Source organism: Pseudomonas rhizosphaerae (assembly GCF_000761155.1).
Classification (GTDB): Bacteria; Pseudomonadota; Gammaproteobacteria; order Pseudomonadales; family Pseudomonadaceae; genus Aquipseudomonas; species Aquipseudomonas rhizosphaerae.
Map to the genome: position 1 here is coordinate 4,222,758 of NZ_CP009533.1, position 24,867 is coordinate 4,247,624.

Here is a 24,867-nt window from a genome sequence, read left to right on the forward strand (position 1 = left end):
GTTTAGACCAGTTGGCGGGCCCTTCCAGCGCCCTGTTTGCGGACCCAGATCGAGTCGAAGTTCTCCAGCATCACCTCGGCCGTGGAGAAGCTCGGCCCGCCGCCGATGGGGGTGATGATCGCGTCGATGTCCGGGTAGATGAAGAACGCCAGGGACACCCGGGCGCTGGGCTGGTAATGCACCACCTCATGCGCGGTGCTGACCAGACGCCCGCACGTCCAGCGTTGCAGCAGGTCACCCAGGTTCACTAGCACGGCGCCTTCCAGGCATGGCACGTCGCGCCACTGGCCGCGGGTATGCACGCGTAGCGACGGCTGCGGAAGGGCTTGCTGGATCAGCACGGTAAGGAAACCATTGTCGGTGTGCTTGCCAGCCGTTCCTGCGCCGGCGGGGTAATAGGACGCGCGCTGGATCAGGGTCGGCTGAGCGAAGTGCGGGTCGAACGCCTGCGGCGGCAGCGCCAGGGCGGTGGCGATAGCGCGGCGCAAGTCCGGGAACAGGTGTTCCATGACCTCGTCCTGCAAGGCGTAGGCACAAGCGTTGAGGCCGGGCGCCAGGTGCTCGTCGGGCAGTACGCTGGGGCCGGCGAAGGGCGCACCGCCGGGTCGGTCGATGCCCCAGTCCAGATGCTGCTTGTTGTCCGGGCCCGCATCGGGGTGCAGGGTCTCGCCGTACGCCCCGACGTAACCGCGGGCGGTGTGTGGATAGCCACGCTGGCGGTCGTGGCCGAAGCGCTGCTTGACCGACTCGGGCAGGGCGAAAAAAGCCTGGGCAGCGGCCAGATACTGCTCGATCAGTGCGGTTGAAAGGTCATGGTCCACCAGATAGAAAAAGCCATCGTGTACGCAGGCTTCGTGCAACTGCGCCAGTGCCGACGGCTCACACGCCGCCAGTTGCGCGAGGGAAATGACCGGAAGCACCGGTGTGCCTTGAATACCGTTCATGCGACGTGCAGGGCCAGGTAGTGTGCCCGTGCGTTCTGCAGGTAGCGCGCCGACATCCGGGTCTGCAGCACGCTCAGCCCCTGCTCGCGCCACAGGGCTTGCAGCAATGGCTCGAACCCCGCCGTGTCGTAGTAGGCCTCGCGAATGCTCAGCACCACCACGCCACCGGGCCGGGTCATGGCCAGCAGACCGCGCAGTGCAGAGGCGGGCAAATGCCCGGGAATGAACGCGCCGCAGCACACCACCGCATCGAAGCGCTGGAGCAGCTCACGCGGCAGGGGCTGAGTCAGGTCAATCTAGCTGTACAGATGCTGGTAGGCCTGGCTGGCATGGGCCTGGTCGATCATGGGCGCCGACAGGTCACAGCCACTGATCTGCCGATAGCCGCGTTCATGCAGGGTACGCCCGACCAGGCCGGTACCGCAGCAGGCATCGAGTACGTGGCTGTCGTGGCCGACATTGGCCTGCTGGGCCACGGCATCCAGCAGATCGACGACCATGGCCGGTCCGCAATAGGCCTCGGCTTCGACATCGGCGTCGTAGTGGCGAGCCCAGTGATCGTAATAGCGCTTGAGGTTGTGCGTGCTGTGGTGCGCCAGCGCATCAGCGATCGAGCGGGTGCTCGAGGTCTGCGGCGCCAAGGCCGAGGATGTGACGGAGTTGGCTGCATTCATGATTCGAGTCTCGAAGAAAAACTGTTGGGCGATGTTGCTGTCGTAAGAGTTAGCAGCGCCGCCAGACAGGGTCAATCGAGGGAAATGGCCTGGATTTGAAAAGAAATTTACGGCCTCTGGTCGATGCTTCGTGGTCGCGCGCTGTCGTCATCGCCCATGACTCGACCCCTTGCCGCTGCACCCCGCAGGCATGCAGCGCAAGGTCTGAAAATTCCTGTACAGCGCGTCGCGATCCTCACGTACGCACGGTCAATCCATGATTTTTTTGGCGGGCACGCCGACAATTTAATCGTGGCTTGCGCAGGGGGCATTTGCCGCAATGAACCTTGATGACCATCGCCAGATTTTGCGCTAACCTCTGCGACGGCCCGTGCTGCCCGCCGCTCGCTCCGCAAGGAAAGGTGAAAGCACCCTGAATACCGCCCTCATACCTCTCTTGATCGTCGAGGTCTGGCAACGCGAGCACCAGCATGCATCGACTCGGGAGTTGTCATGTTTTCAAGCGAGCAAGCCAAGCAGATGGCCAAGACGTTGCGCGTCGAACTGCAGGCGCAAGGTCACGACGTATCGCATTCCAGTGCCCTGGAAATGGTCGCCCGGCAGTTGGGTCACAAGGACTGGAACACCGCATCGGCCAGCTTGCTGCCGAGCACCCCGTCGCCAATCGGCTTCGACAAGGCCATACCCATCCTGCGGATCTTCGATGAAGCCAAGGCGCGCGAGTTCTACCTGGACTTTCTAGGCTTCAAGGTCGAGTTCGAGCACCGTTTCGAAGCTGATTTGCCCTTGTACCTGGGCGTGGCACGAGGGAGTCTGCACCTGCATCTATCCGAACATCATGGCGATAGCTCGCCAGGCTCGACCGTGTTCGTGCCGATGCAGGGTGTGGAAGCGTTGCGCGACGAACTGCTGGCCAAGCGTTATGGCTATGGGCGCCCGCAGATCGTCGATCAGGGGTGGGGACGGGTATTGGAAGTGTATGACCCGTTCGGCAACCGGATTCGCTTCTGCGAAGGGTGATGTTGGCCTGGTCTAGGCCGTGATTTCGAGAAACCTGCGGACCCGTTCGGTATCCGGGTTGCTGAAGAATTTCGCCGGTGGCGCCTTTTCGATGATCCGGCCCTTGTCCAGAAACACCACTTGATCGGACACGGCGCGGGCGAACTCCATTTCGTGGGTGACCACGATCATGGTGTAGCCCTCGCTGGACAGGTTCTTCATCACCTGCAACACCTCGCCGACCCGCTCGGGGTCGAGCGCCGAAGTGGGCTCGTCGAACAGGATCACCTCCGGGCTCATGGCCAGGGCTCGGGCAATGGCTACCCGTTGCTTCTGGCCGCCGGAAAGGGTGAAAGGGTAGGCCTCGTGCTTGTCGGCCAGGCCGACCTTTTCCAGCAGTTCCACGGCGATGGCACGCGCCTGGTCCTTGGGCATGCGCTTGACGTAGATCGGTGACTCCATGACGTTCTGGATCACGTTCAGGTGCGGCCACAGGTTGAAGCCCTGAAACACCATGCCGGTACGGGCGCGCAGGGTGGCCAGCTCTTTGCTGGTCATCTTGCGCCGCGTCTGTTCATTGATGCCGATGCGCTGCCCGGCGATGTGGATGCTGCCCCGATCCGGCTCCTCCAGCCAGTTGATGCAGCGCAACATGGTCGACTTGCCCGAGCCCGAAGAGCCGAGCACGCTGACCACTTCTCCTTTGTTCACCACCAGATCGATGTCGCGCAACACCTCGACGCCGTCGAAACTCTTGGACAGCTTGCGAATATTGACTGCCGGGATGGCGATGCTGGGTTCAGACATGGTCGAATCCTCTTCTGGCGCCGAAACGGCCGGCGCGCTTGAGCGCCAGCTCCAGGCCGATGCTGATCAGCCAATACATCACGATCACCACCACGAACGCCTGGGTCGGGATGAAATAGGTGGACTGCACCGAGTTGGCGGCGGCAGTGAGTTCCTGCACGGTGATGATGGTCAGAAAGGCGGTGTCCTTCAGCGCAATGATCAACTGGTTGCCGAGCAAGGGGCGGGTCTTGATCAGCAATTGCGGGAGAGTGATGCGCAGATACAGACGCAGCGGGGTGAAACCGTGCGCCTTGGCGGCCTCGATGTAGCCTTCGGGCAATACCAGGCGGCTGCCGCGCAGGATCTCGGCGAAGTACGCTGCATGGTAGATCACCAGGGCCAGCAGGCCGGCGGTCCAGGCGCTCATGCGCAGACCCAGTTCCGGCAGGCCGTAATACAGCAGATAGGCGAGAATCAGGAACGGCAGGGTGCGCATCAGGTTGATCCAACCGCGCACGACTATGGACAACCGGTTGCGCTCCTCGAGCAGGAACACCCAGGCGCAGCCCAGTACGAAGGCGCAGATGATCGACAGTGCGAACAGCCCCAGGGTGGCCAGCAGGCCATCGAGGAACAATGCTCGCGCCTCCCACAGAATGGTCCATTCAGTCATGTCGATAATTCCTCACATGGCCAGCCGATTGGCTTTTCGTTCCGCCAGCCCTTGCAGCTTGAGCAGTACGCCAATGATCAGCATGTACAGCACGGCGGCGGCGAGGATGGGCGGCAGCGGATCGTAGGTCACCGCCGAGATGCGGTTGGTGACGCGGGTCAGGTCGACGATGCCGATCACGGCCACGGCCGGGCTGCCCTTGATCAGAAACGACATCTCGTTGACCAGGCCGGGCAGGCTGGTGGTGATCATTTGCGGCAACATGATGCGGCGAAAGAACACGCCACCGGTCATGCCACAGGCCAGCGCGGCCTCGCGCTGGTCGCGGGAGAAACTGAGGAAGGCGGCGCGCCAGATTTCCGCGTTGAATGCGGCGGTGTTCAGGGTCATGGCGACGATGGCGGCCGTGTTGCGGTTCATGTTGATGCCGAACACTGGCGCCGAAAGGAACAGGAACAGCACCAGGGTCACCAGCGGCGTGGCCCTGGCCAGGCTGATATAGAGCACCAGCAGTTGCTCGACGAACGGGACCTTGGCCAGGCGAATCAGAGCGATGACCAGACCCAGGACGACACCGATGCCGATGGCGATGCCGCACAGCCACAGGGTGGTCCAGGCACCTTCGAGCAAGAGTAGCCAGGCTTGTGTGTTCATGGCAGGCATCCTTGGCTGGGGTTTTTACGTTGTATGTCTTGGCCTCTTCGCGGGCAGAGCCCGCTCCCACAGGGATGAGTGATAAGCCGCGTAGACCTGTGGGAGCGGGGCGGGCGGCGAGCCATCTACCCGCGAAGAGGCCCGCACTGACACAACCCGATCATTCCGGCGATCACTTCATCCCCGCCAACGTGTGGAATTGCTCGACGTTGGTGATCGGTTCCTTGGGCATGTCCGGGAAGGCTTCGCCGAACCACTTGGTCTGCAACGCGGCCAGGCGGCCGTTGGCGCGGATCTGGTCCATGAAGCCGCTGAGGAATTTGAGCAGCTCCGGGCTGTTCTTCGGTACCGGCCAGGCGGCGAAGCCGGCGCCGGATACGGCAATGCCCTTGGCGAATGTGTCGCCGCGGGTCTTGACCAGGTCGTTCACCGAGATCAGCGCGTTCACCGCGTAGTCCAGGCGACCGTTGGCCAGGTCGGCGTAGATTTCCGGGTACGACGGATACTCCACCACCTTGCCCATCTCGCAACCCTTGTCCTTCATCATTTTCTTGAGCTCGGGCAGGCGTGCCAGCAGGGCGCTGCCGGCCTGCACGCCGACGGTCTTGCCGCACAGGCTGGCGATATCGCTGAGGCGCTTGTCATCGGCACGCTTGACGTAGAAGTGTTGGGCGGACGCGAAAGGCGGGGCGAAGTTGAACACGCGCAGGCGCTCGTCGGTGACCAGGGCGCCGGTGAAGGCCACGTCGTACTGACCGGAAGAAACCGACGCGAGCAGGCCGGTCCACGGCAGGATGTCCTGCTTGACGTCGACGTTCTGGGTTTTGGCGTAGGCCTTGAGGTCCTCCAGCAGCTCCTTGTGGAAGCCTTCGGGTTTGCCATCGACGATGTAGTTGAACGGTGCGTAATCATCCTCGGTGGCGACACTCAGAACACCTTTGCTCTTCACCTCGGCGAGATCGGCGTGGGCGCCGAACGAGGCCGAGAGTACCAGCGTGGCCAGGCTCAACTTGCGCAGCAGGCCCAGGGATGTGCCGGTCATCGAACGCTTGCTGGGTTGCTTCATGGATGCTGCTCCCGAAGGTTGAAGTAGGTCTGAGCGTTTCTCTGGACGGAGGCGTTCAGTGGCATGGCCTCAACCTTAGTGAGGCGTCTTGGGGCAGCGATAGGGGCAGTTGCGCACATTCGACTGGCCAGTTGCGTGCGCAAAAAAGCATGGCGCGCTATTTGCAAAGTCCATCGATCGGCATGGGTGCCAACAGCTTGGCTCGCCCTGGAAACCGGGCGGGTTCAGGACAGGTGAAAGCGCTTCGCCGCGGATCAATCCGCGGCGGGCCATCGCGGAGCGAGAGCATGATCGATCACGTCTTCTACCTGGATTTCGACCAACAGCGCGGTTTGCAGGAGCAATTGCGCGAGTCTCTGGTCTCGGCGATCCTGGGCGGGGGGTTTCCGCCCGATGAGCCTTTGCCGTCGTGCCGCAAGCTGTCCCAGCAACTGAGTATCTCGCGCAATACCGTGGCGTTGGTCTACGAAAGCCTGCTGGACAACGGCTATCTGGTAAGCCGCCCTCGCAGTGGTTACTACCTGCATGCCGACTACTGCGGCGGCGATGCGCACAATGCCTGGCCGTCGTTCAGCCGTCACCGTCCGGTTGGCTACAGCGATACCTGCGATGCGGAGCGCGCTCCGGATTGGGCCGGGCGCCTGAAGATGCTCCCCAGTTTGAAGCACGGGGTCTTGCGGCCCGGTGACTGGAGTGGCTTCAGCTATCCGTTCATCTACGGACAACCCATACGGGATCTGTTCCCTTTGGAGCGCTGGCGCGAGGTGTCCCGCAATACCCTGCGCAGCGAACGCGACCAAGGCTGGCTGTGCGATGGTTTCGACCGCGACGATCAGATGCTCATCGAGCAGTTGCGCACCCGCGTGCTGCCCAAGCGGGGTATCTGGGCCAGCTCCGACGAAATCCTGCTGACCCTGGGCTCGCAGAACGCGCTGTACCTGCTGGCCACGCTGCTGATGACGCATGGCGTCAAGGTCGCCATCGAGAACCCTGGTTTTCGCGACGCCCTGAGTATCTTCGAATTGCAAGGCGCCCAGGTGCACAAGCAAGACATCGACACACAGGGGCTGGTGGTGGACGCTCGCCTGGACGACTGCGACTACCTCTATGTGACGCCGGGCCATCAAGTGCCCACCGGCATCGCCATGAGTGCCGCACGACGGACCCGTCTGCTGCAGCAGATTCGCCAGCACGACCAGATCCTCATCGAGGACGACTACGACGCCGAACTTAACCTGGACCCTCATCCGCAGCCCGCGCTCAAGGCCAGCGACAGCAGTGGGCGAGTGATCTACCTGAGCAGCTTGTCGAAAGCGTTTTCACCGGGGCTGCGCCTGGGCTACATGGTGGCCGATGCCGAATTGATCAGCGAACTGCGGGCACTGCGCCGCTTGATGTACCGGCACCCGCCGTTGAACAACCAGCGCATGCTGGCCGAGTTTCTGGCTCAGGGTCACTACGATGCGCACCTGCGCCGCTTTCGCGAGGAGCATGGGCGGCGCCGGGCGTTGATGCAGGACGCTGTGAGCCGCCGTCTGAGCAGTTGCCAGCACCTGGGCAGTGACGGTTCCAGTGCATTCTGGCTCAAGGCGCCGGCCGGCGTGGATACCCAGAAGCTGGCGTGGGCGGCGGCGCAGAAGAGCATTCTGATCGAATCGGGAGCACAGTTCTTCTTCAACCCCGCACCGCCCGGGAATTTCATGCGGCTGGGGTTTCATGCCATCGATGCCGACAAGATCCTGCCAGGAATAGAGCAGTTGGCCGGGGTGCTGGAGGGGGGCTGATCAACGCATGTAGCCGCCCGAAAACTCACCGATCACCTCATCGAAAATCCCCAGCGCTTCCTCCACCTGGGCGGCATTGACGATGCACGGCGGCACCACGTGCAAGCGGTTCTCGACGATGAAGGTCAGCAATCCGCGCGCCTGGAACGCCGCCTTCATCTGGCCCATCAGCGGAGCGGCCAGCGGCGTCTTGAGCTTTCTGTCGCTGATGAACTCAAGCGCCCAGAACAGGCCGATCCCGCGGGCCTCACCGATCAACGGGTACTTCGCCGCCAGCGCCTGCAAGCCCGGGCCGAGGACTTCATGGCCGATCTGCCGGGCGTTGTCGACGATGCCTTCCTCGGCCATCACATCCAGTGTCGCCACGATGGCCGCCATGGCCAGCGGATGTCCGGAATAGGTCAGGCCGCCGGGGAAGAAATGGTGATCGAAATACTCGGCGATCGGTTTGGAAATCATCACCCCACCGGCGGGTACGTAGCCTGAGTTGACCCCTTTGGCGAAGCAGATCAGGTCCGGCACGATGTCGAAATGGTCCAGCGCCAGCCAACTGCCGGTGCGCCCGAAACCGGCCATCACTTCATCGAGAATCACCAGAATGCCGTACTCGTCGGCCAGCGCGCGCACGCCCGCCAAGTAACCCTTGGGTGGCACCAGGATGCCGGCCGTGCCGGGTATGCTTTCCAGCAGTATGGCCGCAATGGCAGCCGGGCCTTCGCATTCGATGACCCGGCGCAGGTGCTGCAGCGCGCGTTCACATTCTTCCTGCTCGTTGGTGGCATGAAACTCGCTGCGAAACAGGTACGGATTGAAGAAATGCACATGGCCGCGGGCGAATTCATTGGGCACTCGCCGTGGATCGCCTGTGGCGACGATGGCCGCGCCGGTGCTGCCATGGTAGGAGCGGTAAGCGGACAGAATCTTATCGCGGCCGGTGAACAGCCGCGCCATGCGCATGGCATTCTCGTTGGCATCCGCGCCGGCATTGGTGAAGAACACTTTGCCGAAGTGGCTCGGCGCCCGCGCCAGGATGCGCTTGGCCGCCTCACCGCGCATCAGGTTGGCGGTGGCCGGAGCCACCGTGACCAGGCTGCTGGCCTGCTCGACGATGGCCGCGATCACTTTTGGATGCTGATGGCCGATGTTGGTGTTGACCAACTGGCTGCTGAAGTCCAGATACTCGCGCCCATCGTAGTCCCATAGCGTGCAGCCCTGGCCACCGGCGATCACCAGCGGGTTCAGCGCGCCTTGGGTCGACCAGGAATGGAACACGAATTCACGGTCCAGGGCGTACACGTAGTCGTTGGAAACGGGCGTGCTCATGGGTTACCTCTGCAGGATCGTAGTCAGCCAAGGCTGGTGAAGGGGGCCGTGTTGCACGGCGGCGGCCCACGATAGGAACAAACGCTGCCGTGCTCGTAGGGCCAGATGGGCTGAAACAGTGGGTCAGGCCACTCGACTGGCCCAGGCAAACCGCTCAACTGTCCCTTGGCCCAAGGCTGGATTTGGCTACGCTTGGCAGTCTCCCTCCAGCTTTTTCAGGACCCGAGACCATGGCTCACAGTTTCGATATCCACCCAGCTACCCGTCCCCTGACGCAGATGGCCGGTCTGGACAGCCCAGAGATCCGTCAAGCGCGCATCGACCTGGCAGCCTGTTTTCGCATGGCGGCGAAACTGGGTATGGCCGAGGGGATCTGCAACCACTTTTCCTTTGTGCTGCCCGGCCATCCGCAGTTGTTTCTGGTCAACCCGTTCGGCCTGGCGTTCGCCGAAGTCACCGCGTCCTCGTTGCTGATCTGCGATTTTCAGAGGCGCGTCCTGGCCGGTGAAGGCCAACCGGAGGCGACGGCGTTTTTCATCCACGCCCAACTGCATCGCCTCAACCCGCGTGCTACCGCTGCGTTCCACACCCATATGCCCAACGCCACGGCGCTGTGCATGCTCGAAGGCGACCCCTTCGTGTGGGCTGGGCAAACAGCGTTGAAGTTCTATGAGCGGATGGTGGTGGACGAGCACTACAACGGCCTGGCCCTGGACGATGCCGAGGGCAAGCGCATTTCGCGCGCGGCCGGTGAGGCGGATATCGTCATGCTCAAGAATCACGGCCCGCTGGTACTCGGCCCCAGCATCGCCGAAGCGTGGGATGACCTGTACTACCTGGAGCGGGCCGCCGAAGTGCAACTCAAGGCCATGGCCAGCGGCCGTCCGCTCAAGCCCGTACCCCACGCCATCGCCAGCGCCGCGTGCCGGCAGATGCTGGTCGGCAACGCCGAAAGCGCGCGTCTGCACCTGGACAGTGTCAAGCGCAGCCTGGCGGGCAGCGGTTACGACCTGTAGATGCAGCGAGTTATCATGAAGAGGCTGGAATCGATGGCGACCCGAAGGACGCTTTCGCGGCCGATGACCGCTCCTACAGGGGTGTACGGTGTTTCGTAGGAGCGGTCTGTGGCCGCGAAACAGGCGCTGCGCAGTTTCTTGCGGGCATTAAAAAGCCGGCTTATGGCCGGCTTCTCGTCGACGATCTTGCCTTACTTTTGGTAAGCCGCAACCGCCTGCAAACTGTTGACCAGCCTGAGCTGGTGAGGGCCAAAGAATACGCACGGGCGGGTGCCTGTGCAAACCTCTTTTTCCCTTTAGCGCCAAATGTCTTCACTGCGGCCATGAAAAACCCCGGCCTTGGCCGGGGTGTTGGGTACAGCGACGGATCAACCTTTGTAGGCGGCGACCGACTTGGTGATTTCGGCGCGGGCGGCGTCTGCGTCGCCCCAGCCTTCGATCTTCACCCATTTGCCTTTTTCGAGATCCTTGTAGTTCTCGAAGAAGTGCTTGATCTGTTCCAGCAGCAGCGGCGGCAGATCGGTGTATTCCTTGACGTCCACATACAGCTGCGACAGCTTGTCGTGCGGTACGGCGATGACCTTGGCGTCGCCGCCGCCGTCGTCGGTCATGTGCAGGATGCCGACCGGACGGGCGCGGATGACTGCACCTGGGGTGACTGGGTAAGGGGTAACGACCAGCACGTCGAGGGGGTCGCCGTCATCGGCCAGGGTGTTGGGAATGAAGCCGTAGTTGGCCGGGTAGAACATCGGCGTGGCCATGAAACGGTCGACGAACAGGGTGTCGCTGTCCTTGTCGATTTCGTATTTGATCGGCGCGTGGTTGGCCGGAATCTCGATGGCGACGTAGATGTCGTTCGGCAGGTCTTTGCCGGCTGGAATCTTGCTGTAGCTCATTAGGCGTTGCCCCCGTGGTTTGGGCCAGTCTGAAGGCCGTACAGGCCGAAAATGTGGGCGCGATTATAGGCACATTGTAGGAACGCATGCCATACGCGCCACGGTCCGGCCCCGGCCGTGTGCAGCGGCTGTCGACGCGGCTTGCGCCGCTGCTACAGGGGGCCGTGTTCATCCACGCAATGCAGGCCATCGCATTTCCCAATGCCGCGTTTGCCGGCAATCACCTTCCCTGTAGCCGCGGCGCAAGCCGCGTCAGGGCGTTACGCAGGTCGGGGGCAGGGCCGAAAGCCGCTGCAGCGGATCCTGGCGATAAAACAGGCGCAGCTGCTCATAGACCAGCGGGTAGGCCTGATGCAGCAAATCCGGGGCGGTGAAGAAATACTCACTGGTAACGGCGAAGAACTCCGCCGGATTTTCCGCGGCATACGGGTCGATGGTCGTTTCCGCATCGGGATCGGCATCGAGCTGGCGATTCAAGTCGTCGTAGGCATGCTGCATGGCGCTGGCCCAGTCGCTCACACGCATGTCGCCGTGCAGCGGCGGCAGGCCGTTGGCGTCGCCGTTGAGCATGTCGAGCTTGTGCGCCAGTTCGTGGATGACCAGGTTGTAACCATCCCAGCTGCCACTGGCCATGACCCCCGACCAGGCGAGAATGACCGGCCCCTGTTGCCAGGCCTCGCCACTGTGCTCGCCGTCCCACTGGTGCTCCACGCCGCTGGGATCGCGGTAACGCTGCGGGCTGACGAAATCGTCGGCATACAGGACGATTTCGTGAAAGCCCTGATACCAGTCCAGATCGCCCAATTGCAGCAACGGCAACTGCGCTTGTGCCGCAAGGTGAAGGCGGGCGCGATCGTCGAGTTCGACACCGGGCAGGCAGGTCAGGGCCTTGGCCTGCAGGAACAGCACGCAGGCCTCGCGCAGGTGCTGGTCCTGCTGTGCATCGAGGCCATCGAGAATCGGCAGATCGCCGCGCACCGTTTGCCACAGCGATTCATCGATGCGGTGGCGGTGCAGGGTCCGCTGTCGCCGCCAGGCCTTGTAGGACCACATGTTCTCAGCGCGTAGGCGCGGTGCGGCTCGTGCGGCTGCGCAGCACACCGACGATCATGGGCAGCAGCGAAATCAGGATGATCGCCACGATCAACAGGGTCAGGTTCTGCTTGATGAACGGCATGTTGCCGAAGAAGTAGCCCAGGGTCACCAAGCCACAGACCCACAACACCGTGCCCAGCACACTGAAGCCCAGGAAGCGCGGGTAGTGCATCTTGCCGACACCGGCCACGAACGGGGCGAAGGTGCGCAGGATCGGCAGGAAGCGCGCCAGGGTCACGGTCTTGCCGCCGTGGCGAGCATAGAAGGCGTGGGTCTGATCCAGATAATCGCGACGGAAGATCTTCGAATCCGGATTGCTGAACAGCTTGTCACCCACCGTACGACCGACGATGTAGTTGGTGCTGTCGCCCAGGATGGCGGCGGTCATCAGCAGGCCTGCGAGCAGGAACGGGTCCATGCCGCCACCGGCCGCGACGGCACCGGCGATGAACAGCAACGAGTCGCCGGGCAGGAAAGGCATCACCACCAGGCCTGTTTCGCAGAAAATCACCAGGAACAGGATCGCGTAGACCCAGGTGCCGTACTGGGTCACCAGCATGTTGAGGTACACATCCAGGTGCAGGATGAGGTCGATGAAGCTGAATTCCATGGGGGTACCTGTGCTGATCCGGACTTGAAGAATCCGCGCAGTATACCGATGGGTGAGGCACGTTTGTTGGCTCAGCGCGCCAGGGCGGTGCAACCGACGAACGGTCATGTGCCAGACAGTGAAACATCACAGGGATAAGTGCAGCGGCGGGCGCCGGGGCGTCGCGCCGCTGACGTCCGGCTAGAAGAAGCCCAAGGGGTTGATGTCGTAGCTGACCAGCAGGTTCTTGGTCTGCTGGTAATGGTCCAGCATCATCTTGTGGGTCTCGCGGCCCACGCCGGATTTCTTGTAGCCACCGAACGCGGCATGGGCCGGGTACAGATGGTAGCAGTTGGTCCACACTCGGCCGGCCTTGATCCCGCGGCCCATGCGCCAGGCCCGGTTGATGTCACGGGTCCAGACCCCGGCACCCAGGCCGAACTCGGTGTCGTTGGCGATGGCCAGGGCCTCGGCTTCGTCCTTGAAGGTGGTGATACTGACCACCGGGCCGAAGATTTCCTCCTGGAACACGCGCATCTTGTTGGTGCCCTTGAGCAGAGTTGGCTGGATGTAATAGCCAGTCGACAGGTCACCTTCGAGTTTCTGCACCTGGCCACCGGTGAGCAGTTCGGCGCCTTCGCCCTTGGCGATTTCCAGGTAGGACAGGATCTTGTCGAACTGCTGTTCCGACGCCTGGGCGCCGACCATGGTGTCGGTGTCCAACGGATCGCCGCGCTTGATCTGCTCGACTTTCTTCATGACCTCTTTCATGAAGGCCGGGTAGATGGACTCCTGGACCAGCGCGCGGGACGGGCAGGTACACACCTCGCCCTGGTTGAAGAAAGCCAGCACCAGGCCCTCGGCGGCTTTTTCGATGAAGGTCTGCTCGGCCTGCATGATGTCTTCGAAAAAGATGTTCGGCGATTTGCCGCCCAGCTCCACCGTCGAAGGAATGATGTTCTCGGCAGCGCATTTCATGATGTGCGAGCCCACCGGCGTCGAGCCGGTGAAGGCGATCTTGGCGATGCGCTTGCTGGTGGCCAGCGCTTCGCCGGCCTCCTTGCCGAAACCCTGGACCACGTTGAGCACTCCCGGCGGCAGCAGGTCGCCGATCAACTCCATCAGCACGGTGATGCCCAGGGGCGTCTGCTCGGCCGGCTTGAGCACCACGCAGTTGCCGGCGGCCAGTGCCGGGGCCAGCTTCCAGGCGGCCATCAGGATCGGGAAGTTCCAGGGGATGATCTGCCCGACCACGCCCAGCGGTTCGTGGATATGGTAGGCCACGGTGTTGCCGTCGATTTCGGCTGCGCTGCCTTCCTGCGCCCGCAGGCAGCCGGCGAAGTAGCGGAAATGATCGGCTGCCAGTGGAATGTCGGCGTTCAGGGTTTCGCGAATGGCCTTGCCGTTGTCCCATGTTTCGGTGATGGCCAGGGTTTCCAGGTTCTGTTCGATACGGTCGGCGATCTTCAGCAGGACCAGCGAGCGAGCCTGTACCGACGTAGTGCCCCAGGCATCGGCGGCGGCATGGGCGGCGTCCAGCGCCTTGTCGATGTCGCGGGCGTTGGAGCGGGGGAATTCGGCGATGGGCTTGCCGTTCACCGGCGAGGTGGTGGTGAAGTAGTTGCCGTCCACCGGCGCGACGAACTCACCGCCGATATAGTTGCCGTACTTGGCCTTGAATTCGACCTTGGCGCCTTCGGTGCCCGGGTGTGCGTAACGCATGGGGAGTCTCCTGCTGTTGTGATTCTGTGGAGGACGCGCGATAGCGCCCCATAAGCGTAGAACAAAGGCGAGCGCGGTGCTTTGAAACCGTTGTGCAGTCATGGACCGCAAGCGGGTGATCGCCAATCAAAGGATGAGATTTTTCCTACCCTACGCTACCCTGCCTCGACGTTTTAAGAGGCCAACCATGCACATTCACATTCTCGGTATCTGCGGCACCTTCATGGGCTCTCTGGCGGTGCTCGCCAAGGAACTGGGCCACCGTGTCACGGGCTCGGACGCCAATGTCTATCCGCCCATGAGCACCCAGTTGCAGGCTCAGGGCATCGAACTGACCCAGGGCTACGACGCCGCCCAATTGGAGCCTGCGCCCGATTTGGTGGTGATCGGCAATGCCCTGTCGCGCGGCAATCCGGCGGTCGAATACGTGCTGAACAAGGGCCTGCCCTATGTGTCCGGTCCGCAGTGGCTGGCCGACCATGTGCTGCAGGGGCGCTGGGTGCTAGCCGTGGCCGGTACCCACGGCAAGACCACCACCAGCAGCATGCTGGCCTGGGTGCTGGAGCATGCCGGCATGGCGCCGGGCTTCCTGATCGGCGGTGTGCCGCAGAATTTCGCGGTGTCCGCCCGCCTGGGGCAGACGCCGTTCTTCGTGGTCGAGGCAGACGAATACGACAGCGCGTTTTTCGACAAGCGCTCCAAGTTCGTCCACTACCGTCCGCGGACCACGATCCTCAACAACCTTGAGTTCGATCACGCCGATATTTTCCCGGACCTGGCCGCTATCGAGCGCCAGTTCCATCACCTCATCCGCACGGTGCCCAGCGAGGGCCTGGTGATCCACCCTACCACCGAGCCGGCCCTGGGCCGTGTGATCGAGATGGGCTGCTGGACACCGGTGCAGACCACGGGCGAGAACGGCCAGTGGCAGGCGAATCTGCTCAGCGCCGATGGCTCGCGCTTCGAGGTGTCGTTCGAAGGTGTGGTGCAGGGCACGGTGGATTGGCCGCTGACCGGCCAGCACAACGTGGCCAATGCCTTGGCAACCTTGGCCGCCGCCCGTCATGTAGGTGTGGTTGCGCCGTTGGGTATCGAGGCGCTGTGCGCGTTCAAGAGCGTCAAGCGGCGCATGGAATGGGTCGCTGAAGTGCAGGGCGTCACCCTCTACGACGACTTCGCGCACCACCCCACGGCCATTGCCACGACGTTGGACGGCCTGCGCAAGCGCATCGGCGACGCAGCGCTGATTGCCGTGATCGAGCCGCGTTCCAACTCCATGAGGCTTGGCGCCCACCGCGACGGCCTGCCCGACAGCGTCCGCGACGCCGATCAGGTGATCTGGTACGCGCCACTGAACCTGGGCTGGGACCTCGCCGCGACGGCGGCGCAGTGCCCGGTCCCGGCGGTCGTGGCCGATTCGCTGGAAGCCATCATTGAGCGGGTCAAGGGCCAGGCTCGGCCCGGCACCCATGTGGTGATCATGAGCAACGGCGGCTTCGGCGGCCTGCATCTGAAACTGGCAGAGGCCCTCAAATGAGCGGCCCGCAGCGCATCACCCTGGCCATGACCGGCGCCTCGGGCGCGCAGTATGGTTTGCGCCTGCTCGACTGCCTGGTGCGCGAGGACCGCGAGGTGCATTTCCTCATTTCCAAGGCCGCGCAGCTGGTGCTGGCCACCGAGACCGACGTCACCCTGCCGGCCAAGCCGCAGGCCATGCAGGCCTTTCTCAACGAATACACCGGGGCGTCCGCCGGACAGATCCGCGTGTATGGCAAGGAAGACTGGATGTCGCCGGTGGCCTCGGGTTCCGGCGCGCCGAGTGCGATGGTGGTGGTGCCGTGTTCGACCGGCACCTTGTCGGCCATTGCCACCGGCGCCTGCAACAATCTGATCGAGCGCGCTGCGGACGTAACGCTCAAGGAACGCAGGCAGTTGATCCTGGTGCCGCGCGAAGCACCGTTCTCGACCATCCACCTGGAGAACATGCTCAAGCTGTCGCAGATGGGCGCGGTGATCCTGCCGGCGGCACCGGGCTTCTATCACCAGCCGCAGACCATCGACGACCTGATCGACTTCGTCGTCGCGCGGGTGCTGAATCTGCTCGATATTCCCCAGGACATGCTGCCGCGGTGGGGTGAGCACCACCACGGCAGCGACGACTGAGGCGCGAACGGCAAGCTATTTGCCCAGGCGCCGCAACTCGTCCGATTCCACCACGCGCACGCCGTCCTGCTCCTCGAGCGCCAGGCGCCACAGCGCGCGGGCCAGTTGCAGCGCTTCGATGCCGTGGTACTTGCCCGGAATCAGTTTCGACAGGGGGCCGGCAATGCGCTCGGCCAGGCGCGCCTCGACGCGGTCGCCGAGCAGCAGCGATGGGCGGGCGATGGTCAGTTGCGGCCAGCCCTGCGCACGCAGCGCCTCTTCGGTTTCACCTTTGACGCGGTTGTAGAACACCGAGGATTGCGGGTCGGCGTCGATGGCGCTGATCAGCAGAAAGTGCCGCGCCCCCAGTTCCAGGGCGCGCTGGGCATAGGCGACGATGAGGTCGTGATCGACTTGGCGAAACGCCTCCTGGGAGCCGGCCTGCTTGATGGTCGTGCCCAGGCACGAGAAGGCGATGTCCACCGGCCCTTGCAAGTCTGCCAACAAGGGCAGCAGCGGCCCCACCGGGTTTTCCAGGTGCGCATGCTCGGCCAGGGGGCGGCGGGTCGGTGCCAGGACTCGCTGCACGGTCGGCTCGGCGAGCAGGCGATCGAGCAAGTGCTCGCCGGTCAGGCCCGTGGCACCGGCGAGAAGGATGTGCTGCGGCGTCAAGTACATGCAATGTCTCCCTTGATACAGGCAGCGTGAAGCGGATGCCCTATGGCTTGTCGTCAGGTGCGGCGGTGTCGAGCAACGCGCGCTTGGCCTGCTGATGGCGCAATCGCTGCCAATGCGCGAGCACCCCTTTGGGCGCCCAGATCTGAGGCTGCGAGGCCTCGTAATTGTCGGCGATCTCCCGTTCGGCAACGTGCCGGCTGGCAAGTTCGAACGCCTGCTGCAGGTCGTCTGTCTGGTTGAAGGCCTGGGCGAACAGGGCGTCGCCGAAATAGGTGAAGTCGGCTTCTTCGGAGCAACCGAAGGACACACGATCGGCACGCGAGGCGGTCATGATCAGGGTTTTCTCGTCCCTGAGCGCAGGAATGAACCCGCCCGAGTAGCAGGCCGAGATGACCACCACCTTGTCACGGCCCTTGAGCGGTGCCAGCACGGCGGCCAGCTCATCGGCCGGCAGGTCGCCCAACTGCAGGCGAGGCTGGTCGAGCACCAGTTCATGCTCGCTGGTACCGTGGCTGGTCAGGTAGATGAACACCAGGTCTTCCGGACCGCTGCGCGCGGCCAGCGTCTGGACGCTGCGGCTCAGGGTCTCGCGGCTGGCCATCAGCCGATCGGCCAGGTGATCGCGATGGTTGGCCAGGGTGATCTGCCCCACGGCACCGAAACGATTGGCCAGCAGGCCGGTGACGTAGTCGGCTTCGCGCATGAACACGCTTTGTTTGCCGTCACCGCCCAGTGCCAGGCTGTACAGCTCGATGGCAGCGGTGGAGGGCGGAACGGCCGCAAGTGCCTGCTCCAGCAGTTGGCCCTGGTTGAGCAGGCCCAGTTCCAGCGGGTCGGGCAACAGGTGACCCTGAGCGTCGCGAATGCGCTGGCCGTTGAGCCAGTAGCCGACCTGGCTGCTGCCATCCTTGAGGGTCAGGGTACCCTGGCCTTGATAGGTGTCGTTCTCGAAGGTGCCGCTATAGATGCTGCCGTCGGCCAGCGCCAGCCAGCCTTTGCCGCTGAAGCGCCAGTCGGCGAACTCGCCCTTGTAGTGGCTGCCATCGCTGGCGAACATCTCGCCCTTGCCGGTGAGCACGCCGTCCTTGAAGGTGCCGATCCACACGTCGCCCGCGGCATTCTCGTAGCGGCCTCGGCCGTGCAGCTGGTTGAGATGAAAGTTGCCGATGTACTGGTCGCCGTCGGCATTGCTGAACGTACCGTGGCCTTCGAGCAGGCCGTTGACGAAGGTGCCAGTGAACTGATTGCCCGCCGCATCGCTGCGCGTGCCTTCGCCATTGGGCTTGCCGTGGGCGAACCAGCCCTGGTATTGGCTGCCGTCGTCCAGTTCGATGTGGCCTTCACCCCAGTACTGGTCTTGCTTGAAGCCGCCGCGGTACGACACGCCCGCTTCCTTGAAGGTGCCCTCACCCTGGCGTCGACCCTTGACGAAGCCGCCGGTGTAGGTGGTGCCGCGGGCGATCAGGGTGCCTTGGCCATGGAACAGGCCGTGGTCGAAGCCGCCGGTGTAGACCTCGCCGTTGCGTCCGTGCCACTGGCCCTCACCCTGCCACTGGCCGTCCTTGAACTGCCCCGCGTAACCGCTGCCGTTGGGGTAGTCGACCCGCCCCTGGCCCTGCAGCAACCCATTGACCAGCTCCCCGCGATAACGGCCGCCGTCGGGCAGTCGCGCATCGGGTGGCGACAGCGGCTCGCCATCCCCGCAGGCGGAGATCAGCAACGAAAGGGCGAGGGGCACGAGAGGGCGCATGACGGGGTCCGGGCGAGTGAGGCGCCGAGTATGCCGCAGATGCGAAGGCGGAAAACAGATGCAGGCTGCTTTTCGGATAAGCCCTACATGAAAGTCGGCCAACGGTCAGGTCACCTTTGGAGAACTGCCTGGATCGCACCCGGCCACGGGGGTGCGCCATCTTGCATCACCCAGGCGCAGGCCAGGGGTGCTTATAATACCGGGCTTGCGAAGGAGACCTCCCAATGTTGCTACGCGGTTTGACCTGGCTGGTCCTGTTCCAGCTGTTGGGCACGGCCCTCAATCATTTGATTCTGCCCGTTCTGCCCGGCCCGATCATCGGTTTGGTGCTGCTGCTGATCTACCTGATGGCCCGTGGCGAAGTCGGCGAGCCCCTGAGCCTGGCGGCCAACAGCCTGCTGCGCTATCTGCCGCTGCTGTTGGTGCCGCCTGCCGTGGGGGTGATGGTCTACGCCCAGCAGATCGCCGAGGACTTCTGGGCCATCGTCGGCTCGTTGGTGATTTCCGTGACGGTCTCCACGGTTTTCGTCGGCTGGCTGATGCAACGCCTGATTCGTCGTCGCCGGCACGATGCCCCGGTGCAACCATGATGCTGGACTGGCAGGGCGCGGTGCAGGCCGTCATCCATCATCCGCTGTTCGGCATCGGTATCACCTTGGGCGCCTATCAACTGGTGCTGGCCGGCTACGAGAAGACCCGCTGGATCTTCCTGCAACCGGTGTTGCTGTCGATGCTGCTGTTGGTCGCGGTGCTGGTCGTCTGCGGCATCAGCTATGCCGAATACCGCAAGAGCACCGAGATTCTCGGCATCCTGCTGGGGCCGGCTACCGTGGCCCTGGCGGTACCGCTGTTTCTCAACCTGCGACGGATTCGCCAGCTGCTGTGGCCCACCTTGATCACCCTGGGCCTGGGCGGCCTGTTCGCGACCGCCTTGTGCTTGTTGCTGGGCCGGTGGCTGGGAGCCGACCACATGATCCTGATGACCATGGCGCCCAAGTCGGTCACCTCGCCGATCGCCATGCTGGTGGCGGAGCAGATCGGCGGCGTCGCGGCGCTGGCGGCCGTGTTCGTGCTGATCACCGGCGTCATCGGCGGAATCTTCGGCCCCGGCCTGCTGTCCCTTCTGGGCGTCGATCATCCGGCGGCGCGCGGTATGGCATTGGGCCTGAACGCGCATGCCGTAGGTACGTCGGTGGCGTTGCAGGAAAGTGAAGAAACCGGCGCCTTCGCGGCGCTGGCCATGAGCCTGATGGGCGTCGGCACGGCGGTTTTCCTGCCGCTGGCCATCAGCGCATTCGCGTGAGGACACAAGCCATGACATTGCCGCTCTTTCCCCTCAACACCGTGCTGTTCCCAGGCTGCGTGCTGGACCTGCAGCTGTTCGAGGCGCGTTATCTGGACATGATCGGTCGCTGCATGAAGCAAGGCAGTGGCTTTGGTGTGGTTGGTATCGTCGACGGCAGGGAAGTCGGTCAGGCCCCCAGTGAGCATGTCCTGGTAGGTTGCGAAGCGCTGATCACCGATTTCCAGCAGCAGGACAATGGTTTGCTGGGCATTCGCGTGCAGGGCGCGCGGCGCTTTCAGATCCAGAGCACCGAGGTGCAGAAAGACCAGTTGCTGGTGGCCGAGGTCAGCTGGCTGGACGAGCAGGCAGACCTGCCGTTGACCGAGCAGCACGGCGATCTCCAGGCCCTGTTGCTGGCACTGGCCGAACACCCGATGGTGGCCTCCCTGGGCATGACCGCCGGCGCGCAAGGCCAGCAATCGCTGGCCAACCAACTGGCCTATCTGCTGCCGTTCACCGAGCAGGAGAAAACCCGGTTACTGGCTCAAAGCGACCCGGGCCTGCGCCTGGCGGCGATCCAGGCGTTGCTCGACCGGCTGCAGGGTGAAGCCCTGACCTGACGCCGGCTTGCGGGCGCTCATCGCGCCCTTGTTACATGTAGCGATACTGTTCCAGTGCCATGGGCAATCCGTGCACGGCAAAGAACCCCAACAGCAAGGCGCACGCCGGCACTACCAGCCACCACACGTGCAGCGGCATGGCCGGCAGCGGCTTGCGATATTCCACGGCCGCCAGGCACGAGGCGCAGACGAAGCAGGCGAGCATGGTTCCGGCCATGATGTCGGTCGGCCAATGGGCGCCCAGGTAAACCCGCGACAGGGCAATCGACAGCGCCGGAATGCTCGCCAGAATGACCCACACCAGGCGCATGCGTGGTGTCTGTCTGCGCCCGGCCAGTATCGCCAGGCTGAGGAAGAACGCGAAGGCCGCGGAGCTGTGCCCGCTGGGCATGCTGAAAGTGGTCAGCGGTTCGAGCAGCACGTCGGGCCGCTGCCGCGCCACCAGGTGCTTCAGCGAGCCATTGAGCAGCGCGGTGATCAGCATGGTCGAGCAGGCGAACAACGCGGGACGCCATTGGCGGGTGATCAGCAGCAAGGTGACGAGCAGGCTGGCCACCATGAGTTGAGTGCGGAAGTCACCGATGCGTGTCACCAGCACCACGAAGGTTTCTGCCGCTTCGCTGCGGTGCTCCTGGACCAGGGCCTTGAGGCCATTGTCCAGGGCGCTCAAGTGCGGGAAGCCGAAGAACAAGGCAACCAGCATGATCAGCGAGGCGAGGGCGATCAGCATCGTGCCGCGCTCGCGGTTGCGCCACGTAGCGTGCAGGCTCAGGCCCATCAACAGGGCGATACAGGCAACGACGATGCCGGCCTGCGGCCAGAAGTCATCGGGCAAGGGCAGGCGGAAGGCCGCACCGGTCGCCCAGCCTGGCAGCAGGTAGGCGACCGACCAGCCGGCCGCCGCCACCAGGCTGACCAGGATGAAGCGCGGCAAGGGCATGTCGAGCATGCCGGCGACCATGGGCAGCATCGGCCGCAGCGGGCCGATGAAGCGACCGACCAGCAGGCTGGCAACCCCGTAGCGCTGGAAATAGCTCTCGGCGGTTTCCAGCCATTGCGGGTGTGTGCGCAACAGCGGCAGGCCGCGGATGTTCTGGTGGAAGCGCCTGCCCAGGCCGTAGGAAATGGCATCGCCCAACAGGCCCCCGGCGTAGCCCAGCAGTAGGGTTTCGCTGAGCGACAGCGCACCGTTGCCCGCCAGCACCGCGACGGCGAACAACACCACTGTGCCAGGTACGACGATCCCGGCGATCGCCAGGCATTCGATGCAGGCGATGGCGAAGATCGCCACGCCCAGCCATTGCGGATGCAACGTCAGCCAGCCCGTCAGACTGTCCAGCCATTCGCCCATGAGTCAGGTTCCTTGAAAGATCGAGAAATAATCGCGGCCTTCTATCTGGCCGCGACGCAGGGGGTTGCGCGTGCAGAAGCGGGCATAGCCGGCCTCCACGAAGCGGTACGGCAGGTGCTCGTCGCGGCCCAGCGGAATGCCCAGGCGCGTGGTCTGCAGAATATGGGGGACGCGGGCGCCGACGTCGTCGACGAACAACTGCTCGATGTCGAAACGCTGGGCATCCCACACCGGTACCTTCAAGCCCAAGGCTTTGCACAGCAGGGTCTGCCCGGCGCACAGGCGCTGGGCCGGACGCGGCTGGCCGCTCGCATCGGGGTTGTTGAGCTGCATCTGGGCGAAGGCGTTGTCGTCGGTATGGGCATCGAGCCAAGGGTAGGCGGACTTGATCAGCACCGCATTGCCCGGCCCCTGGGCACTGAAGTTCAGCGAGTCGCCGCCGCGGGCGTAGTACATATAGATGTGGCCGCCGTCCAGGAACAGCGCGCGGCGTTTGTGGGTATAGCCCAGCGATGCATGACTGCCGCGATCCGTGACGTAGTACGCCTCGGTTTCGATGATGCGCGCCGACAACCAGTAGGGCCCCTGGCGGTGGCGAATCACCTTGCCCAGCAACGCACGGGCCAGGGATTGCGCGTCGGTGTCGAAAAAGGCATCGGGCAAAGGGTTGAACATAACGGGGTCCATTCGGTGTCGCGGTGGATGATAGCAATTGCACATCGGTGAAGCCCGTGGACATATGTTTAAAGAGGTGTTTTCGACCATCCGCCCGTCACCGCTGTTAGTGGGCGTACGTGACAGCTATAATCAGCCGCTTTCCTCTTTGCCAAGACCACAGAGACCATGACCGAGTCCGTTCTTGACTACATGACCCGCCTGGGTCGCGCCGCCCGCGAAGCCTCGCGGGTCATTGGCCGTGCCAGCACCGCGCAGAAGAATCGCGCCCTGCAGGCGGCGGCCAGTGCCTTGGACAGCGCGCGCGCCGAACTGGTTGCCGCCAACGAACAGGATTTGGCATCGGGTCGTGCCAATGGCCTGGACGCAGCCATGCTCGAGCGCCTGGCGCTGACCCCTGCGCGCATCGACGGCATGATCGTCGGCCTGCGCCAGGTGGCCAGCCTGCCGGACCCGGTCGGGGCGATTCGCGACATGAGCTACCGGCCTTCGGGTATCCAGGTCGGCAAGATGCGCGTGCCGCTGGGTGTGGTCGGCATCATCTACGAGTCGCGGCCCAACGTGACCATCGACGCCGCCAGCCTGTGCCTGAAGTCGGGCAATGCCACGATCCTGCGCGGCGGCTCCGAGGCGATCCACTCCAATCGCGCCATCGCCACCTGCATTCAGCGCGGCCTGGCCGAAGCCGGCCTGCCTGCCGCCGTGGTGCAAGTGGTCGACACCACCGATCGCGCCGCGGTCGGCGCCTTGATCAGCATGCCCGAGTACGTCGACATCATTGTGCCGCGCGGCGGACGAGGGTTGATCGAGCGGGTCAGTCGCGAGGCCAAGGTGCCGGTGATCAAGCACCTGGATGGCATCTGCCATGTGTTCGTCGACGCCGGGGCCGATTTGGCCAAGGCGCAACGCATCGCCTTCAATGCCAAAACCTACCGCTACGGCATCTGCGGGGCCATGGAGACGCTGCTGGTCGACCAGTCGGTGGCGGCCAGCTTCCTGCCACCGATGGCCGCGCAGTTCCGTGACAAAGGCGTCGAGCTGCGCGGCTGCCCGCGCACCCGCGATCTCATCGAAGCGATCCCGGCCAGCGAAGAGGACTGGAACACCGAGTACCTGGCGGCCATCCTGTCCATTCGTGTGGTCGACGGGCTGGACCAGGCCATTGAGCACATCAATCAGCACGGCTCGCATCACACCGATGCGATCGTGACCGAACAGCAGGGTCACGCCCGGCGTTTCGTCGCCGAAGTCGACTCGGCCTCGGTCATGGTCAACGCACCCACCTGTTTCGCCGATGGTTTCGAATACGGGCTGGGCGCCGAGATCGGCATTTCCACCGACAAGATTCACGCCCGCGGTCCGGTTGGGCTGGAAGGCCTGACCTGCGAGAAGTACGTGGTGATCGGCGACGGCCAGCTGCGCGGCCAGGAGCCGGTCTGAGTTGACCGCACCGAACCGGCCCGGTCCCCACGCTGTACACTCCCGCGCTGCGCGTCGAATCGGCGTGCTGGGTGGTACCTTCGACCCGGTGCACATCGGTCATCTGCGCGGCGCCGTGGAGGTGGTCGAGGCACTGGGTCTGGACGACTTGCGACTGGTGCCTAGCGCCCGGCCGCCGCACCGCGACCAGCCGCAGGTCTCTGCCGAGCAGCGCCTGGCCATGGTGCGTGCCGCGGTGGAGGGGCTGGCGCCCCTGAGCGTGGATGACCGCGAGCTGGCGCGCGACAAACCGTCGTACACCCTCGACACCCTGGTGTCGATGCGCGCTGAGCTCGACCCGCAAGACCAGTTGCTCCTGCTCCTGGGCTGGGATGCCTTTTGTGGCTTGCCCTCCTGGTACCGCTGGGAAGAACTGCTGCAACACTGTCACATCGTCGTGTTGCAGCGACCTGATGCGGACACCGAGCTGCCGGATGCCTTGCGCAACCTGGTGGCGGCGCGTTCCATCAGCGACCCGCAGGCCCTCAAGGGGGCCTGTGGGCAGATTACATTCGTCTGGCAGGCACCGCTCGCGGTGTCGGCCACCCAGATCCGTCAACTGCTGGCCAGCGGCAAGTCGGTGCGTTTCCTGGTGCCCGACGCAGTATTGGCCTACATCGAGGCGCACGGGCTGTACCGTGCGTCCAATTGAACTGAACGAGT

The 24,867-nt window shown here is 63.8% G+C and carries 26 protein-coding genes; 10 read left to right on the top strand and 16 right to left on the bottom strand.

Features of this window, described 5'->3' with window-relative positions:
- Nucleotides 1–2: 2 nt before the first annotated feature.
- The 3 genes from LT40_RS21455 to LT40_RS20995 form a co-directional block, all read right to left on the bottom strand.
- A complete protein-coding gene (locus tag LT40_RS21455) occupies nt 3–944 on the bottom strand; it encodes a 2-oxoglutarate and iron-dependent oxygenase domain-containing protein (RefSeq protein ID WP_043192607.1) in 942 nt (313 codons plus the stop codon).
- Complete coding sequence (locus tag LT40_RS20990) at nt 941–1,123, bottom strand: hypothetical protein (protein WP_148308583.1); 183 nt, start codon at nt 1,121–1,123, stop codon at nt 941–943. The genes LT40_RS21455 and LT40_RS20990 overlap by 4 nt, the downstream gene beginning before the upstream one ends.
- A 117-nt stretch (nt 1,124–1,240) precedes the next feature.
- Complete coding sequence (locus LT40_RS20995; RefSeq protein WP_148308584.1) at nt 1,241–1,618, bottom strand: class I SAM-dependent DNA methyltransferase; 378 nt, start codon at nt 1,616–1,618, stop codon at nt 1,241–1,243.
- 492 nt (nt 1,619–2,110) lie between these two features.
- Between LT40_RS20995 and LT40_RS18680 the strand changes: the two genes are divergently transcribed.
- Entirely contained in the window at nt 2,111–2,638 is a 528-nt protein-coding gene (locus LT40_RS18680; RefSeq protein WP_043192609.1) for a glyoxalase superfamily protein, read from the top strand.
- Nucleotides 2,639–2,650: 12 nt separating this feature from the next.
- On the opposite strand, the gene LT40_RS18685 is transcribed toward LT40_RS18680, so the two are convergent.
- The 4 genes from LT40_RS18685 to LT40_RS18700 all read right to left on the bottom strand — a co-directional run bounded on the left by LT40_RS18685 (nt 2,651) and on the right by LT40_RS18700 (nt 5,799).
- Nucleotides 2,651–3,424, bottom strand: a complete 774-nt coding sequence (locus tag LT40_RS18685) for an amino acid ABC transporter ATP-binding protein (RefSeq protein WP_148308585.1) — start codon at nt 3,422–3,424, stop codon at nt 2,651–2,653.
- Nucleotides 3,417–4,079: an amino acid ABC transporter permease gene (locus LT40_RS18690; protein WP_043192611.1), complete on the bottom strand. Its 663-nt coding sequence runs from the start codon at nt 4,077–4,079 to the stop codon at nt 3,417–3,419. Before LT40_RS18690 ends, LT40_RS18685 begins: the two co-directional genes overlap by 8 nt.
- A gap of 12 nt (nt 4,080–4,091) precedes the next feature.
- Nucleotides 4,092–4,733, bottom strand: a complete 642-nt coding sequence (locus tag LT40_RS18695) for an amino acid ABC transporter permease (RefSeq protein WP_043192613.1) — start codon at nt 4,731–4,733, stop codon at nt 4,092–4,094.
- A 172-nt stretch (nt 4,734–4,905) separates the two neighbouring features.
- Entirely contained in the window at nt 4,906–5,799 is an 894-nt protein-coding gene (locus LT40_RS18700; protein WP_084139845.1) for a transporter substrate-binding domain-containing protein, read from the bottom strand.
- A 287-nt stretch (nt 5,800–6,086) separates the two neighbouring features.
- Here LT40_RS18700 and pdxR point away from each other — a divergent pair, with 287 nt between their 5' ends.
- Entirely contained in the window at nt 6,087–7,583 is a 1,497-nt protein-coding gene (pdxR, locus tag LT40_RS18705) for a MocR-like pyridoxine biosynthesis transcription factor PdxR (RefSeq protein WP_043192615.1), read from the top strand.
- On the opposite strand, the gene LT40_RS18710 is transcribed toward pdxR, so the two are convergent.
- Nucleotides 7,584–8,906 (bottom strand): aspartate aminotransferase family protein, encoded by a 1,323-nt coding sequence (locus LT40_RS18710; RefSeq protein ID WP_043192617.1) that lies wholly within the window; start codon nt 8,904–8,906, stop codon nt 7,584–7,586.
- A gap of 230 nt (nt 8,907–9,136) precedes the next feature.
- Between LT40_RS18710 and LT40_RS18715 the strand changes: the two genes are divergently transcribed.
- On the top strand, nt 9,137–9,922 hold the full coding sequence (locus tag LT40_RS18715) for an aldolase (RefSeq protein ID WP_043192619.1): 786 nt from the start codon (nt 9,137–9,139) through the stop codon (nt 9,920–9,922).
- Between the two features lie 368 nt (nt 9,923–10,290).
- Here LT40_RS18715 and ppa read toward each other — a convergent pair whose 3' ends face one another.
- From ppa to exaC, 4 genes are all read right to left on the bottom strand, one after another.
- Complete coding sequence (ppa, locus tag LT40_RS18720) at nt 10,291–10,818, bottom strand: inorganic diphosphatase (protein WP_043192620.1); 528 nt, start codon at nt 10,816–10,818, stop codon at nt 10,291–10,293.
- Nucleotides 10,819–11,070: 252 nt separating this feature from the next.
- Nucleotides 11,071–11,871, bottom strand: coding sequence for a M90 family metallopeptidase (locus LT40_RS18725; RefSeq protein ID WP_043192621.1), 801 nt, complete (start codon nt 11,869–11,871; stop codon nt 11,071–11,073).
- Nucleotides 11,872–11,875: 4 nt separating this feature from the next.
- Nucleotides 11,876–12,523 (bottom strand): DedA family protein, encoded by a 648-nt coding sequence (locus LT40_RS18730; protein WP_043192622.1) that lies wholly within the window; start codon nt 12,521–12,523, stop codon nt 11,876–11,878.
- Between the two features lie 180 nt (nt 12,524–12,703).
- Nucleotides 12,704–14,224 carry an acetaldehyde dehydrogenase ExaC gene (exaC, locus tag LT40_RS18735; protein WP_043192624.1) on the bottom strand — a complete coding sequence of 507 codons (1,521 nt, stop codon included), beginning with the start codon at nt 14,222–14,224 and terminating at the stop codon, nt 12,704–12,706.
- Between the two features lie 187 nt (nt 14,225–14,411).
- Here exaC and mpl point away from each other — a divergent pair, with 187 nt between their 5' ends.
- Both mpl and ubiX read left to right on the top strand, forming a co-directional pair.
- Nucleotides 14,412–15,761, top strand: coding sequence for a UDP-N-acetylmuramate:L-alanyl-gamma-D-glutamyl-meso-diaminopimelate ligase (mpl, locus tag LT40_RS18740; protein ID WP_043192626.1), 1,350 nt, complete (start codon nt 14,412–14,414; stop codon nt 15,759–15,761).
- On the top strand, nt 15,758–16,387 hold the full coding sequence (ubiX, locus tag LT40_RS18745) for a flavin prenyltransferase UbiX (RefSeq protein ID WP_043192628.1): 630 nt from the start codon (nt 15,758–15,760) through the stop codon (nt 16,385–16,387). The genes mpl and ubiX overlap by 4 nt, the downstream gene beginning before the upstream one ends.
- A gap of 15 nt (nt 16,388–16,402) precedes the next feature.
- Here ubiX and LT40_RS18750 read toward each other — a convergent pair whose 3' ends face one another.
- Nucleotides 16,403–17,044, bottom strand: coding sequence for an oxidoreductase (locus LT40_RS18750; protein ID WP_043192630.1), 642 nt, complete (start codon nt 17,042–17,044; stop codon nt 16,403–16,405).
- A gap of 40 nt (nt 17,045–17,084) precedes the next feature.
- The gene (locus LT40_RS18755; protein WP_043192631.1) at nt 17,085–18,794 is read right to left on the bottom strand and encodes a C13 family peptidase; all 1,710 of its coding nucleotides are present in this window, start codon (nt 18,792–18,794) and stop codon (nt 17,085–17,087) included.
- Between the two features lie 224 nt (nt 18,795–19,018).
- On the opposite strand from LT40_RS18755, the gene LT40_RS18760 reads away from it, so the two are divergent.
- Genes LT40_RS18760 through LT40_RS18770 form a run of 3 tightly spaced genes read left to right on the top strand, consistent with a single transcriptional unit; the run spans nt 19,019 to nt 20,699 of the window.
- Complete coding sequence (locus LT40_RS18760; RefSeq protein ID WP_043192633.1) at nt 19,019–19,384, top strand: CidA/LrgA family protein; 366 nt, start codon at nt 19,019–19,021, stop codon at nt 19,382–19,384.
- Nucleotides 19,381–20,097 (top strand): LrgB family protein, encoded by a 717-nt coding sequence (locus tag LT40_RS18765; RefSeq protein WP_043192634.1) that lies wholly within the window; start codon nt 19,381–19,383, stop codon nt 20,095–20,097. Before LT40_RS18760 ends, LT40_RS18765 begins: the two co-directional genes overlap by 4 nt.
- 11 nt (nt 20,098–20,108) lie before the next feature.
- A complete protein-coding gene (locus LT40_RS18770) occupies nt 20,109–20,699 on the top strand; it encodes an LON peptidase substrate-binding domain-containing protein (protein WP_043192636.1) in 591 nt (196 codons plus the stop codon).
- A 31-nt stretch (nt 20,700–20,730) separates the two neighbouring features.
- On the opposite strand, the gene LT40_RS18775 is transcribed toward LT40_RS18770, so the two are convergent.
- Together LT40_RS18775 and LT40_RS18780 are read right to left on the bottom strand one after the other, a co-directional pair.
- On the bottom strand, nt 20,731–22,050 hold the full coding sequence (locus LT40_RS18775; protein ID WP_043192638.1) for a bifunctional DedA family/phosphatase PAP2 family protein: 1,320 nt from the start codon (nt 22,048–22,050) through the stop codon (nt 20,731–20,733).
- 3 nt (nt 22,051–22,053) lie between these two features.
- A complete protein-coding gene (locus tag LT40_RS18780; RefSeq protein WP_043192640.1) occupies nt 22,054–22,725 on the bottom strand; it encodes a DNA-3-methyladenine glycosylase in 672 nt (223 codons plus the stop codon).
- A 168-nt stretch (nt 22,726–22,893) separates the two neighbouring features.
- On the opposite strand from LT40_RS18780, the gene LT40_RS18785 reads away from it, so the two are divergent.
- Together LT40_RS18785 and nadD are read left to right on the top strand one after the other, a co-directional pair.
- On the top strand, nt 22,894–24,165 hold the full coding sequence (locus LT40_RS18785) for a glutamate-5-semialdehyde dehydrogenase (RefSeq protein ID WP_043192642.1): 1,272 nt from the start codon (nt 22,894–22,896) through the stop codon (nt 24,163–24,165).
- Between the two features lies 1 nt (nt 24,166).
- The gene (gene nadD, locus LT40_RS18790; protein WP_052393475.1) at nt 24,167–24,856 is read left to right on the top strand and encodes a nicotinate-nucleotide adenylyltransferase; all 690 of its coding nucleotides are present in this window, start codon (nt 24,167–24,169) and stop codon (nt 24,854–24,856) included.
- Nucleotides 24,857–24,867 lie beyond the last annotated feature (11 nt).

Bases quoted from the DNA above. Each gene is read 5' to 3' on its own strand.
- LT40_RS21455 (WP_043192607.1), bottom strand. From the start codon at position 944: ATGAACGGTATTCAAGGCACACCGGTGCTTCCGGTCATTTCCCTCGCG.
- LT40_RS20990 (WP_148308583.1), bottom strand. From the start codon at position 1,123: ATGACCCGGCCCGGTGGCGTGGTGGTGCTGAGCATTCGCGAGGCCTAC.
- LT40_RS20995 (WP_148308584.1), bottom strand. From the start codon at position 1,618: ATGAATGCAGCCAACTCCGTCACATCCTCGGCCTTGGCGCCGCAGACC.
- LT40_RS18680 (WP_043192609.1), top strand. From the start codon at position 2,111: ATGTTTTCAAGCGAGCAAGCCAAGCAGATGGCCAAGACGTTGCGCGTC.
- LT40_RS18685 (WP_148308585.1), bottom strand. From the start codon at position 3,424: ATGTCTGAACCCAGCATCGCCATCCCGGCAGTCAATATTCGCAAGCTG.
- LT40_RS18690 (WP_043192611.1), bottom strand. From the start codon at position 4,079: ATGACTGAATGGACCATTCTGTGGGAGGCGCGAGCATTGTTCCTCGAT.
- LT40_RS18695 (WP_043192613.1), bottom strand. From the start codon at position 4,733: ATGAACACACAAGCCTGGCTACTCTTGCTCGAAGGTGCCTGGACCACC.
- LT40_RS18700 (WP_084139845.1), bottom strand. From the start codon at position 5,799: ATGAAGCAACCCAGCAAGCGTTCGATGACCGGCACATCCCTGGGCCTG.
- pdxR (WP_043192615.1), top strand. From the start codon at position 6,087: ATGATCGATCACGTCTTCTACCTGGATTTCGACCAACAGCGCGGTTTG.
- LT40_RS18710 (WP_043192617.1), bottom strand. From the start codon at position 8,906: ATGAGCACGCCCGTTTCCAACGACTACGTGTACGCCCTGGACCGTGAA.
- LT40_RS18715 (WP_043192619.1), top strand. From the start codon at position 9,137: ATGGCTCACAGTTTCGATATCCACCCAGCTACCCGTCCCCTGACGCAG.
- ppa (WP_043192620.1), bottom strand. From the start codon at position 10,818: ATGAGCTACAGCAAGATTCCAGCCGGCAAAGACCTGCCGAACGACATC.
- LT40_RS18725 (WP_043192621.1), bottom strand. From the start codon at position 11,871: ATGTGGTCCTACAAGGCCTGGCGGCGACAGCGGACCCTGCACCGCCAC.
- LT40_RS18730 (WP_043192622.1), bottom strand. From the start codon at position 12,523: ATGGAATTCAGCTTCATCGACCTCATCCTGCACCTGGATGTGTACCTC.
- exaC (WP_043192624.1), bottom strand. From the start codon at position 14,224: ATGCGTTACGCACACCCGGGCACCGAAGGCGCCAAGGTCGAATTCAAG.
- mpl (WP_043192626.1), top strand. From the start codon at position 14,412: ATGCACATTCACATTCTCGGTATCTGCGGCACCTTCATGGGCTCTCTG.
- ubiX (WP_043192628.1), top strand. From the start codon at position 15,758: ATGAGCGGCCCGCAGCGCATCACCCTGGCCATGACCGGCGCCTCGGGC.
- LT40_RS18750 (WP_043192630.1), bottom strand. From the start codon at position 17,044: ATGTACTTGACGCCGCAGCACATCCTTCTCGCCGGTGCCACGGGCCTG.
- LT40_RS18755 (WP_043192631.1), bottom strand. From the start codon at position 18,794: ATGCGCCCTCTCGTGCCCCTCGCCCTTTCGTTGCTGATCTCCGCCTGC.
- LT40_RS18760 (WP_043192633.1), top strand. From the start codon at position 19,019: ATGTTGCTACGCGGTTTGACCTGGCTGGTCCTGTTCCAGCTGTTGGGC.
- LT40_RS18765 (WP_043192634.1), top strand. From the start codon at position 19,381: ATGATGCTGGACTGGCAGGGCGCGGTGCAGGCCGTCATCCATCATCCG.
- LT40_RS18770 (WP_043192636.1), top strand. From the start codon at position 20,109: ATGACATTGCCGCTCTTTCCCCTCAACACCGTGCTGTTCCCAGGCTGC.
- LT40_RS18775 (WP_043192638.1), bottom strand. From the start codon at position 22,050: ATGGGCGAATGGCTGGACAGTCTGACGGGCTGGCTGACGTTGCATCCG.
- LT40_RS18780 (WP_043192640.1), bottom strand. From the start codon at position 22,725: ATGTTCAACCCTTTGCCCGATGCCTTTTTCGACACCGACGCGCAATCC.
- LT40_RS18785 (WP_043192642.1), top strand. From the start codon at position 22,894: ATGACCGAGTCCGTTCTTGACTACATGACCCGCCTGGGTCGCGCCGCC.